This is a genomic window from Paenibacillus sp. OV219 (assembly GCF_900110075.1).
Taxonomy (GTDB): domain Bacteria; phylum Bacillota; class Bacilli; order Paenibacillales; family Paenibacillaceae; genus Paenibacillus_Z.
The window spans coordinates 71,585-83,518 of record NZ_FOCJ01000005.1 but is presented as its reverse complement, the minus strand read 5'-3'; the positions used below and the strand labels follow the sequence as shown (position 1 = coordinate 83,518).

The window sequence follows — 11,934 nt, the reverse complement described above, 5'->3', positions numbered from 1 at the left end:
AAGAAATAGTTTCAGTGACATGATGTCCTCCAAATCGTACTTTTGCTATTGCTATCACACTTATCATCCTTTCTATAAGTCAAAATCCTACAAGTGTTGTTTACACAACGAATTTCTGTATACTACACTGTATAGTGCATGGTAAGCGATATGAGCGGACAGAACAATCAGCACAAAGCTATTATCGTGGTGTAACCGACATCTGCGCGTTATTGTCGGTTTGTCTGTGTAAATGGAGGAGAGAAGTGAATCATGCTGATAAACACAAACGATCCCCGCGTGAAACGAACGCGCCAGTTAATGATGCAGTCCTTCATGGATTTGCTGCTAGAAAGAAAGAATATCTACTCCATTTCAGTTCAAGACATTGCTGCTCGGGCGACTGTTAATCGGACCACATTTTATGCACACTTTGCAGATAAATTTGCTTTTCTTGAGTGTTGGATGAGGGAGAAGTTTCAGAGAAAATTGAAAGAGGAGCTACCGGATGCCTCAATTGCGAACATGAGTGGTTTAAGAACCCTCATCCTATCCGTATTCGATTTTGTTGCCCGTACTCGCCTGTACATGAAGTCAGAAGAAGACCGTCAATTTGAACCGCTATTTGAAGTCGCGATGCAACAAGAGCTTTATCAGCTGTTGTTCGAATGGCTGAATAAAGAGTCCAATTCGATCTCGCAAGAGATTGTGGAAGCCACATCCCTCGTCACAAGTTGGGGCATATTTGGGTCTGCTGTGCAGTGGAGCCGAAACCCTGAGAATCGCTCAGCGGAAGCGATGGTGCAAGACGTTTTGGTAGTTGTGGCAGCGAGTTTGGCACCTGTATTGCAATAACATTATCGGTAGTAGACACTTTCAGAAAAGGGGATGTCAACCATAAAAATACTCTTTATATGCAGCAGAAACAAATGGAGAAGCCCAACGGCCGAAAAAATATTTCATAAATGGAATGGTTATGATGTGAGATCTGCTGGAACAGATCATCATTAAATGAAAAGCCGATCTGGAACCTAGATATACCTGACGATTATGAGTACATGGATGAAGAGCTCATTGAAATACTAAAAGCAAGGGTTGCGGAATATATAGATGTCCCAGGCTAACAGGCATAAAAGCTAATGAAGTTGGCAGTATTTATCCACTTTTCTGCATCAAAAAATATTTTCACATACATAAAACTCAATTTAAAAAATTTTTAGATAAATTTCAGAAGCTTTTTTATCGATTATGGGATATACTTGTGAATAGTCCGCTTTGTGCGGCATTATGTTTTTAAACTTTGGAGGTTTTTAGTTAATGGAAACAGGTACAGTGAAATGGTTTAATGCAGAAAAAGGTTTTGGCTTCATTCAAAGAGAAAACGGTGACGATGTATTCGTTCATTTCTCTGCTATTCAAGGCGACGGTTACAAATCTTTGGACGAAGGCCAACGCGTTGAATTCAATGTAGTTAAAGGCCAACGCGGTCCACAAGCTGAAAACGTTGTAAAAGTGTAATTTGTAAGCCTGCTTCCTGACTTTGTGTCAGGAACAGGCTTTTTATTATGAATTGCCCGAGAAGTCGGGTCGCGATAGTTAGCGAATGTAATAAAGAGTCGATCTAGAAGGCTAAGCGCCTTCTAGCCGACTCTTTTTTCGTCCGAACCAAGATGTCGGTGTATGTAGTCATGCTTATGCATCCATAATTTTCTTGATTATAGGTGGTATGAATAACGTATGTTCGAAAAAAAATAGTGGTGAACCCACTTAACATAGAGTAAACTCCATATTCAGGACCTCATGTAGAGATTACGTTCAGAAGAGGAGATGGCAGGATGATACTGCATATCGTTAAGAAATCAGAATGGGAAGAGGCACAGAAGAACGGTGTTTACGCGCCCTCCAGTTTAGAGACGGACAAATTTATTCATTGCTCCACCAGCGATCAAGTCATTGATGTTGCAAACGACTTTTATAAAGGTTCCAAGGACTTGTTGCTTCTTTGTATTGATGAGAATAAGGTTAGCCCAAAAATCGTATATGAGGATTTATATAACACAGGGAAGTTATTTCCACACATCTATGGTGCTTTAGAGATTGACTCTGTAGATCAAGTCATTAAATTCGAACCTAACAGCGATGGACTCTTTAGTTTTCCAATTGGGATATCCACGTAGATGGCACTCAAAACCAAGTTTAGCGACGAGGAACTTATACATATTCTTTCACACTACGAGCTAGGTGAATTCATTCATTCAGAACCATGTGCGGGCGGGACCGTGCAAACCAATATCGTTCTCTACACAACCAAAGGGCGGTATGTGTTCAGATATTATGAAAATCGCAAGGAAGGCTCCGTCTTATTCGAGGTGAGCCTCTTAAGCTACTTGAAGGATCAACAATATCCTTGTCCGGCACCCATATGTAAAAAGGATGGTGGCTATATCGGCGTTCATCAGCTGAAGTCTTTTGTTCTATTCGAATTTATGGACGGTCAACATATAAGTAATCCGACGATGAACCAGCGGAAGCAACTCATTCAAAAAGCAGCAGAACTGCACAACCTTACTCAGCATTACGTCCCAGTAAATAGGGAAGATCGATTAAATTACAGTATGGATCTCTGCCGTGATCTTGCCCATCAAGCTTCCCACAGGATTAACACGACTGAAGCAACGGAGAAGTTCTCCTGGCTTGAGAAGGAATTGCTTCAACTTCAGCTCCCTCAGTCACTTCCGAGCGGGATCTGTCACGCGGATTTCCACTTTTCAAATGTTCTCTATCTTAATGATGAGTTCCATGCATTGCTCGACTTTGACGATGCCAACCACACGTATCTTCTATATGATCTCGTTGGCTTGATCGAGTCCTCGGCATGGCGTCACGATCATGACAACATCCTCGATTTTGCGAAAGCTAGACAGGTTCTCTCCGAATATTCGAAATACAGGGCGTTGCATAGCTTGGAAGAAATGCATCTGTTTGATGTATACAAGCTGAGCATCTTAATGGATTGTGTTTGGTATTTTGATCGAGGACATGTGCAGGATTTTTATGAGAAACGAAAAATCGACTTTATAAATGCGATTGGGAGAGAACAATTTAATCATCAGCTGTTTGGATCACTTTCATCGCATTAACTTTAACCGCGCTATGCGCGGTTTTTTTGTTATGGATGCATAATTGTCGCCGGAAGGAGGGTTTTTGCTGAAGATGGCAGAATTTTATAAAGAAATCTATCATTTTGTCATACAGGAAAAATGAGCTTCTTCTATAATTTTGAATTATGAAGGGGGACGAAAGTAATGAAAAATGGCTCAGCTGCATATAAGCTTCCTCTTCAACAGTTACGCCTGCTCATGCTTCAACCCATTCGAATTGGCGGTCTGACGATTACTTTGCTAGATGCATTGTCGGCTGATCATGACGAAGACTGGTCGTATCCGTCACATCGGCATCCCTGGTATGAGTTTAATTATGTTTCTGATGGAGGGCTGTTTACGACGATAGCTGGGGACGAATTCCGAATTGAAGCGGGACAGTCCTACCTCATTCCGCCAGGCATCGTACACTCGCATCGACATCGACAAGGGGAGAGTGACGAGGGGTTCTGCCTTCGATGGCAAATCGTAGATGAGGCCCATGATGATTTAGGAACGGGTACTGCCGAAGAAAAGGAATTTCTACAATGCTTCGCACAAATACGCCCTTACGCGTTAAAACCCGAAACGGCCGCTCCTCTGCTGGCGCTTCGTTCAGAGATGAGCGTGCTCGCACTGCGATCCGCTTTCGCGAGTTGGATAACCGGGCTGTTTGAGGACTGGCGCGCGAATACACAAATTCCTTTATTGCAGTCTCACGATCACAGCGACGTGATTGTCAGGCAAACCCTGCTGTACTTGAATGCCTATTATGCGACCGAACTGCGAGTACAGGATATCGCCAGTAGCCTGCACGTTAGCTACCGGACGTTAGCGCGGCTATTCAAACAACGAACTGGCGTAACGGTCATCGAGAAGTTGAACGATATTCGCATCAAGCAGGCGAAGAAGCTGTTGATCGAAACACAGCTGACATTGAAGCAAATTGCGCTTGCCGTTGGATTGAAAAATGAGTTCTATTTCTCCACTTTATTTCGTCAGGTAGCGATGGTGACTCCGTCTTCATTTCGAGAGTTGCATAAGCCCTGGTCTGAACGATTGTTTGTTACTTGAATCATTTAATCGAGAAGGGTGAGGTTCAATTATGACGCAAATCGGGAAAATTCATTTGATTGGTAATGCCCACTTAGACCCCGTATGGCTATGGCAGTGGCAGGAAGGCTATGGTGAAATTAAAGCGACGTTCCGTTCTGCGCTTGATCGTTTAAAGGAGTATCCGGAATTCGTCTTCACCCGCTCCTGTGCAGCCTATTATGCTTGGATTGAAGAAAATGCGCCAGACATGTTCGAAGAGATCAAGGTGCGCGTCGCAGAAGGTCGCTGGATCATCGTAGGCGGTTGGTGGATTCAGCCTGACTGCAACTTGCCTTCTGGGGAATCATTCGCGCGGCATGGACTATATGGTCAGCGCTATTTTCAAGAGAAATTCGGTGTGATGGCGAAGGTAGGATACAATGTCGATTCCTTCGGTCATAACGGCATGCTGCCACAGCTTTTGAAGAAAAGCGGAATGGATTATTACGTCTTCATGCGTCCTGAGAAGCATGAGAAGGAACTGGACCAAAATTTATTCTGGTGGGAATCAGAGGATGGCAGCCGTGTCCTCACATTCCGTCTCTCCGATAACTATTCGACAAGCTGGGGCACACCGTTTGAGGATAAAGTGTTGAACCATGGATTAATGGCGGATGCTGACGGCCATGCACATATGACTTTCTACGGAGTTGGGAATCACGGCGGAGGACCAACAATCGGAAATCTGGAGGTCATCCAAGGACTACAGGAAAAGTTCGGTAAGGACCGGCTTGTAATCAGCACACCAAATCATTATTTTGCCGAGATAGAATCGACTCAGCCTGAGCTGCCTGTACTGAAGGATGAACTGCAGATGCACGCAGTAGGCTGCTATTCCACGCATTCAGAATCGAAGGAAAACAATCGCCGTGCAGAGCATCGTCTCCTAAACGCTGAGAAGTTTTCATCGACCGCAAATGTGCTGCTTGGGCTAAAGTACCCGAATGAGCAATTGAAAGTCGCTTGGGAAAATGTGTTGTTCAACCAGTTCCACGATATTATGGGCGGCTGCAGCATACGGGAAGCGTTCCAGGATGCTCGTGAATCGTATGGAGAAGCGTTACATATTGCGGCAAAAGCATTGAACGCTGCGACGCAGCGCATCTCTTGGTCGATTGATACGATGAAGCCGGAAGTGCGCACACTTAGTAAGGATAAGAACTGGATGTCGTGGGAGCAGGGCGATCTCGGCACGCCGTTCGTCGTCTTTAACCCGCTGTCTTGGGAAGTAGAGGTGCCGGTTCACGCTAACCGTAAGATGTCGGCTGTTTCAGATGAGTTAGGGAACCCTGTACCGATGCAAACGGTTCGCGCTTCAAGAACGAACGGACAAGACAATTGGGATACGCTCTTCATCGCACGAGTTCCTGCAATGGGCTATCGCGTTTACTGGTGCTACCTAACGAACGAGTCACTATCTGGTTCGGTGGACAACCCTGTCATCGCAGAAGGGCATGTGCTGGAAAATGAATTCCTTCGTGTCGAATTTAATGCGAATTCAGGTACAATCAAGCGGTTAGTAGACAAACGGACAAATACAGAAGTGCTGGACGGTCCAGGTGCAGTTCCTGTTGTAATAGACGAGTATCATAGCGATACGTGGGGACATGGCTTGCATAGCTACCGTGAGCTAATCGGCTATTTCTCAGATGCCGAGGTGAAGGTGCTTGAACGCGGACCATTGCGTGGTATCATTCGCGTTACGAGCCGGTATAACGGCTCCACTTTGCGTCAAGACTTCACTCTGCATCACCATGCCGCTGAAGTTCAAGTTAACGTGCAGCTCGACTGGAGGGAGAAGCACAAGATGCTGAAGCTCTCGTTCCCAGTCGCAGTCGAGCAACCGGAATCGGTATCGGAAATTCCATATGGTTTCATTCGCCGTGAGACAAGCGGCAAGGAAGTGCCGGGGCAGCAATGGTTCGATGTGTACGGGCAGGCGCGGGGGACAGGCGAATTGCGCGGTCTAGCTATTCTTAACACGGGCAAGTACGCATACGACGTTATGGGGTCTGAAGCGCGTTTGACGGTGGTCCGCAGTCCGATCTTCGCCGATCACTACGGGGAACGTGACGATCAGGTGGAATATATGGATCAGGGCATACAGCAATTTAGTTATGCGCTTGTCCCACACAGTGGCTCCTGGCAGGAGAGCGGCATTGTGCGCAAAGGCTATGAACTGAATGTACAGCCGATCGGCGTATGGGAAACTTACCATGAAGGCCCACTGTCTCAGCTTATGGAAGGCATTCAAATCGCTTCGGTTCAAGTGGTGGCAACTGTGTTCAAACAAGCTGAAGACGGTGACGGATGGATTCTGCGCTGTTACGAAACTTCGGGTTCTTCGGTTGAGACAGAAATCGTTGTTCCGTTGTTAAACCGTTCTTGGCATGCAAGCTTTGGCAAATGTGAAATCAAGACTTTCTTCATTCCAAGCAACTCTGCCCATCCTGTGCAGGAAGTGAACTTGATCGAGTATCAATAAGCCGATCATAACGGGAGATAGAGATTATTAAAGATTTTTTATTCTGTTTGTCGATTTTGCTTTTTCCTGTTCGTTGTATTGATATGGAGACCGATTATGGATGGTCATCTAGAGAATGAACTTGTCTCAACAATGAGGAGGAAGATGTATGTTATTTATGTTGATCGTTAAAGCTTCAACGAATCCTGAAGGACCGAGTCCTGAGCTCCATGAAGCCATGTCGAGGTACAATGAGGAATTGGTTGAGGCAGGAGTACGGGTTATGGCGAAAGGACTTCATCCAAGTTCAAATGGGATTCGCATTTCGTTCCCAAATCCAGGGGAAAAGCCGGTCGTTACAGATGGCCCATTTACAGAATCGAAGGAATTGATTGCCGGGTTTATTCTGATTGATGTAAATTCGAGGGAAGAAGCCATTGAATGGGCCATGCGGATGCCGGACCCTCAAGGACGTGGAGAAGGTCAGATTGAATTGCGTCAAGTATATGACCAGCGCCCAAGTTAGAATCAATCCTGAGTATCCCACTCACTGTCAATAGCCGCGTATATCGCGGCTTTTTTGTATGTTGGAAATAAAATTCTTCGACACCGATATGTAACTTTTGGTGAGCGTTCTGGGGTATTCAACCACACGGATATGATAGGGGGGCATATAGTAGTAAGCAAACGCGGAAAGGGATGAAACTTGCTCATGGAAATCATGCATACGATGCCATTTTTTATCCGTTCCGATAATAAGGATCAAGACTTGAAGTTAATGAAGGCATGTTTCGAAAGCCTGAGTTATACGAATGACACCAATGTTGTCATATATAATCAGGGATGTATGATGGAGCATGAAATTGAAAAGCTGCTAGAACCCTAGACGATAGCTTGCTTATTGGATACTCCTATTATATGGGTACTATATGCAACTGGCGTCCAAAGTGTATGCCGACATCATGGGTCTATCATGCGACATTGGCACAGCGAATGACTCTTGGAGATCGGCAAGAAGATTTCCAGAAAAATTTGAATGGCTTGTTTCAACAATATGGCGCTTACGGATTGAAGGAGTTAGCTCGGTTACACGGAGAAACGTCAACGGGACATTTTCAATCTTATTTCAATAGTCTGGTGCAGGATAGGTAACGTAGTGCGCGGATACGTTAATCAAACTTCAGATACTGCGGTAAAATTAACACTTTCTGGACCGACTCTTGTTACACCTACAAGTGATGCTTGAATAAATACGGTGTATGCAACATTAGCAGTATTAGGGGCATTGAAATCCGATCCTGAGAAGGAAATGACTTGCGGTCCGAGCAGATTAATATTTAAGTTTCTTGAAGCAGAGAAGACGCTGACACCTGAAGTTGTTAAGCCTCTAATCACAGTGATTAGAATGTTGGTAGCGGGTTGTTGAGGGCCAACTTGGAGTACAACTGTTCCTGAGAAAGAAACAGTTGTAAAATTCGCAGCTCCAGTGGATAAATTAAGTGTTTGTTGCGCAATAATTTGTGGGAGTGATATCAATATGATCGGTATTGAGATGGAGTTCGCATAGCTGGCATTTTGTGAAGTTTTCGAATCTAATAATCTCGTCAATACTCTATCACCTGCCTTAAGTACCTTTACTAAAACATATGCGACCTGGATTACATGTGGTTGGACCGAACGGGAATTAGAAGAAAGAGCATTCGAAGTATAGTCTCTGGTTACATATTAGAGTTAATAGAGAGCAATTATTCAGTAAATGTAACACGATTGAAATGCTATCTTCATCTCCCCTTAATGAAGTGCGTCTATAATAAAACTCAACCCCCTATTAATATAACTTAGACCCACGGCCCGTTGCTGTGGGTCTCTTTTTTTGTTGAGGTAACTGGCAGATATAGCTCAACGAAACTCGGTTTATCGCGTATGGTACAATAAGGGAAGATACTACCATGGTGAGGTGTATGGAGTGAATACGATTCTATACGGGGAATCTTTTTTTCGTCCCGGGGAGCTTTTCAGTATTGTTCGTCATGCAGAAGTAGACCGGGATCACAGGTATTATCATTCTCATGATTTTCTTGAGATTTGTTATGTATATAGTGGCTCCGGGTTTCATCGGATCGGGGAGATGGAATACCAGGTAGGTCGCGGCGATGTTTTTATCATCAATGACGGAAATAAGCATGCTTTCTATCGGGGCGAAACGGACGATGAATTAATTACTTATAATCTACTTTTTAAACCGGGATTTATTGATGATAGGTTGCTGCCCTTCGACGACTTTTCCAGCCTTTCTTTGTCTTACTTATTCGAGGGCTTATGGGAGGATGAATCGCAGATGGTCGGATTACGGCTTTCTATGGGGAACCTGAACGAAATCGATCCTCTTCTAGATGATATGATTCAAGAGTACAAGAACGCTCTTTCGGGATATCAGGCTATTCTACGATCGCATTTGATTCGATTTATCGTCAACATTATGCGCGTGCTTCACTTGAAAGGGGAGGAGCTGGAGAATCCTCACCCTCGCCGCAGCTTGTCCATGATTGAATCCGCAGTTAGGCATCTTCAAGCTAACTATGCGAAATCAATCGATATCGAGGAGTTGGCTCGCAAATCTTTCTTTAGTAAAAACTATTTTGCGCGGTTGTTTAAAGAGACGACGGGCATTACCGTCTATCAGTACGGCCAGCAGATGCGGATCGAAGAAGCCAGCAGGCTGATCCGGAATACGGACAAGTCACTTGGAGAAATCGCTCGAGAGGTAGGCTATGCCGATTATAAAACCTTTTTCTCGGCTTTCCGCAAGTTGAAAGAGGTATCCCCGCAGGTTTATCGGGACCTCAATCCCACTTGATCGTAATTCCGTTATAGGAATTACGCTCAGGAGTAAATAGTTGATTATAAACATGTTCCGCTTCGCTCCAATGAAGCTCATGCGATATGAGCGCTCTCATGTTCAGCTTTCCTTCTTCGATCCAACGGATTACGCTTTCTCTTACCGGTCTATCGCCAATAAAACAGGGAAAGACGGCGCTTAACTGTTTTTCGTGCGGTGTTTGGAAATGAAAGCTCGCCCGATCCGGATACCATCCGAGGAAGACAAAGGTTCCTTTCCTGCGGCAAGCGGACATAGCGTCATCCAACAGCGTTGTAAAGCCTGTCGACTCTGCAACCACATCAACACCTTCAGGAAATTGCTGGAGTATCGCGTTTAGCGCATTTTCCTCCGTAGAGTTAATCACCCAGTCGGCACAATTCGCCCGAGAGCGTATCAGACGATCTTCCGAAATATCCGAAGCGATTACATACGCGCCACGAAGCTTCGCGATCATAGATGCGCATTGTCCGACCAGCCCTTGTCCTACAACATAGGCAATATCGCCGGTTTGCAGATTTGCCAGATTCCACGCGTTTGCGGCAACGCTTGGCTGTACGAACATGGAGCATGTCTGCATGGAGTCCGCACTAGACAACTTATGGACGAGATCGATTGGAGCTTTGACATATTCCGAGTGGGCTCCGGAACAGAAGACGGCAACCGGGTCGCCGAGCTTAACCTTGCTTTCCGCTCCGGGACCGATTGCAACGACCTTCCCAGTTGCTTGGTAACCGTTTACGAAGGGTACCGAACCATAATCGTTTCGTTTCCCTTCCGCAATCCACATCTCCGTACCGATACTGACGCTGGAGTAGGCGGTTTTAATAACGATCGAGTTGGCGTCGGCAACCGGTATTGGTAACGAAATCAACTCTGCCTTCTTTCCAAGGATGGTAACCGCAAGAGCATTCATCATTTGATTGGACACAAGATCACACCCCTTTATGAAGTAGGCTTTCGCTTCCATTGTAAGGATGATCTCTTCTAGTTGCGATGGCGAAAATAACGGGTATGTTGGCGAAAATAATCTTGATGGGTATGATATTCAGAACAAAACGATGGCAGCCGATCACAGGATCAGCTGCCATTTTATCGAAGTAAGGGTCAATATAAAACAGAAAAAACCGGCATAATGATATGCCGGTTAAAAACGCTTCCTAAAATTGCCATAGATAAATAATAGTCTATATAAAATTTCAACATAAGTCTATTTCTTTTTTCACATAGATTGTATTGTAATCATGCGACCGCGGCGCAAATTTATTTTTGCACAGAAGGAGATATCCGAATGGACGATTACTATTGGGACAATAAAATTGAATATTTAAGCAAAACTAGATGGTTGAATTACAATGATGATTATTTGAATTTCCTTCTAAGAAGCGTTTGGAACATTTCATCCCCTGTTCGGATCATCGATTTCGGTTGTGGCTATGGATATTTAGGGACCAAGCTAATGCCGCTGCTCCCAGAGGGGTCCACGTATACGGGTGTAGATGCTGGTCGCAAGTTAATTGATTATGCACAAGAAACATTTCAAAACGCTCCATTTCAAACAGAATTTATCCTTGGTGATATTCAGGAAATGGACTTTGATCCAAAGTACGATGTTGTCGTTTGCCACGCCTTTTTATTGCATGTGGAAAATCCGAAGGAAATTTTGCGAAAAATGATAAATTGTTTAGTGGATCAAGGCAGGATCATATGCTTTGAACCTCATTGGATCTCAAGCATGGCGAGCTACTATCTTGACGGCCACTATCCATCAGATGTAGTTCAACTAGGGTTCCTCCAGGAGTTATTTGAAAGAGATGCACAGCGGAGTGGGAAAGACGGTAATGTAGGGATAAAGCTGCCCATTTATTTAAGTCAGCTAGGGGTTAGGCAAATTGAATGCAGAGTCAGTGATAGGGTGAATTTTTTAAATCCTAAATCTGATTCTGAAGAAAACGGAGCATTATACAATTCTTTAAAGGAGGGCGGCTTTGGGGCTGATCCGGGGGAAGAAGAATCGTTTATTACAAATTTGCAGAACCGTGGCGCTAGCTTTGAAGAAGGTCAGAAAGAGTACAGGCTGGAGTCGTTCTTGTCACAAGCTTTTAACAAAGACGTCTTCCTCACCTATGCCCCAAATATGAAGATAACTACTGGAATCGTTGAACGATAGGGAGTAGCCATTTAATTGTGCTAACGGGTACATGAGCTGAACGAACAAGGAGCAGTTTGCCAGCGGCAGCTTCACCTTGTTACATTGAAGTAACAGGCAGTTCAGCTGAGTGATTCGTGATAAAATATCGTTGAAGTAATATGCAAATGTAACAGTCAAAACTCATATCTCGATTAGCGGGTTTCTTGCATAAATAACCGTTATATTA

At 44.5% G+C, this 11,934-nt stretch carries 11 protein-coding genes; 9 read left to right on the top strand and 2 right to left on the bottom strand.

Annotation, left to right across the window (positions count from 1 at the left end; all coding sequences use genetic code 11):
* Positions 1-252: 252 nt before the first annotated feature.
* The 7 genes from BMY11_RS14135 to BMY11_RS14100 all read left to right on the top strand — a co-directional run bounded on the left by BMY11_RS14135 (position 253) and on the right by BMY11_RS14100 (position 7,204).
* Positions 253-834 carry a TetR/AcrR family transcriptional regulator gene (locus BMY11_RS14135; RefSeq protein WP_090577024.1) on the top strand — a complete coding sequence of 194 codons (582 nt, stop codon included), beginning with the start codon at positions 253-255 and terminating at the stop codon, positions 832-834.
* A gap of 462 nt (positions 835-1,296) precedes the next feature.
* Positions 1,297-1,497: a cold-shock protein gene (locus tag BMY11_RS14125; RefSeq protein ID WP_090577021.1), complete on the top strand. Its 201-nt coding sequence runs from the start codon at positions 1,297-1,299 to the stop codon at positions 1,495-1,497.
* A gap of 317 nt (positions 1,498-1,814) precedes the next feature.
* The gene (locus BMY11_RS14120; RefSeq protein ID WP_090577018.1) at positions 1,815-2,156 is read left to right on the top strand and encodes a DUF952 domain-containing protein; all 342 of its coding nucleotides are present in this window, start codon (positions 1,815-1,817) and stop codon (positions 2,154-2,156) included.
* Positions 2,157-3,119 carry a homoserine kinase gene (locus BMY11_RS14115; RefSeq protein ID WP_090577015.1) on the top strand — a complete coding sequence of 321 codons (963 nt, stop codon included), beginning with the start codon at positions 2,157-2,159 and terminating at the stop codon, positions 3,117-3,119.
* 165 nt (positions 3,120-3,284) lie between these two features.
* Positions 3,285-4,193, top strand: a complete 909-nt coding sequence (locus BMY11_RS14110) for a helix-turn-helix transcriptional regulator (protein WP_090577012.1) — start codon at positions 3,285-3,287, stop codon at positions 4,191-4,193.
* Between the two features lie 31 nt (positions 4,194-4,224).
* Positions 4,225-6,699, top strand: a complete 2,475-nt coding sequence (locus BMY11_RS14105; RefSeq protein ID WP_090577009.1) for an alpha-mannosidase — start codon at positions 4,225-4,227, stop codon at positions 6,697-6,699.
* Positions 6,700-6,847: 148 nt separating this feature from the next.
* The gene (locus BMY11_RS14100) at positions 6,848-7,204 is read left to right on the top strand and encodes a YciI family protein (RefSeq protein WP_090577006.1); all 357 of its coding nucleotides are present in this window, start codon (positions 6,848-6,850) and stop codon (positions 7,202-7,204) included.
* A gap of 647 nt (positions 7,205-7,851) precedes the next feature.
* Here BMY11_RS14100 and BMY11_RS14095 read toward each other — a convergent pair.
* Positions 7,852-8,286 (bottom strand): hypothetical protein, encoded by a 435-nt coding sequence (locus BMY11_RS14095; protein ID WP_090577003.1) that lies wholly within the window; start codon positions 8,284-8,286, stop codon positions 7,852-7,854.
* 358 nt (positions 8,287-8,644) lie between these two features.
* On the opposite strand from BMY11_RS14095, the gene BMY11_RS14090 reads away from it, so the two are divergent.
* A complete protein-coding gene (locus BMY11_RS14090; protein WP_143069271.1) occupies positions 8,645-9,535 on the top strand; it encodes an AraC family transcriptional regulator in 891 nt (296 codons plus the stop codon).
* Here BMY11_RS14090 and BMY11_RS14085 read toward each other — a convergent pair.
* Positions 9,522-10,487 carry a zinc-dependent alcohol dehydrogenase gene (locus BMY11_RS14085; RefSeq protein ID WP_177182641.1) on the bottom strand — a complete coding sequence of 322 codons (966 nt, stop codon included), beginning with the start codon at positions 10,485-10,487 and terminating at the stop codon, positions 9,522-9,524. The genes BMY11_RS14090 and BMY11_RS14085 overlap by 14 nt on opposite strands.
* Positions 10,488-10,847: 360 nt before the next feature.
* On the opposite strand from BMY11_RS14085, the gene BMY11_RS14080 reads away from it, so the two are divergent.
* Entirely contained in the window at positions 10,848-11,726 is an 879-nt protein-coding gene (locus tag BMY11_RS14080; RefSeq protein ID WP_090576995.1) for a class I SAM-dependent methyltransferase, read from the top strand.
* Positions 11,727-11,934 lie beyond the last annotated feature (208 nt).

Coding starts and splice junctions, on each gene's coding strand:
- BMY11_RS14135 (WP_090577024.1), top strand. CDS start 253: ATGCTGATAAACACAAACGATCCCCGCGTGAAACGAACGCGCCAGTTA.
- BMY11_RS14125 (WP_090577021.1), top strand. CDS start 1,297: ATGGAAACAGGTACAGTGAAATGGTTTAATGCAGAAAAAGGTTTTGGC.
- BMY11_RS14120 (WP_090577018.1), top strand. CDS start 1,815: ATGATACTGCATATCGTTAAGAAATCAGAATGGGAAGAGGCACAGAAG.
- BMY11_RS14115 (WP_090577015.1), top strand. CDS start 2,157: ATGGCACTCAAAACCAAGTTTAGCGACGAGGAACTTATACATATTCTT.
- BMY11_RS14110 (WP_090577012.1), top strand. CDS start 3,285: ATGAAAAATGGCTCAGCTGCATATAAGCTTCCTCTTCAACAGTTACGC.
- BMY11_RS14105 (WP_090577009.1), top strand. CDS start 4,225: ATGACGCAAATCGGGAAAATTCATTTGATTGGTAATGCCCACTTAGAC.
- BMY11_RS14100 (WP_090577006.1), top strand. CDS start 6,848: ATGTTATTTATGTTGATCGTTAAAGCTTCAACGAATCCTGAAGGACCG.
- BMY11_RS14080 (WP_090576995.1), top strand. CDS start 10,848: ATGGACGATTACTATTGGGACAATAAAATTGAATATTTAAGCAAAACT.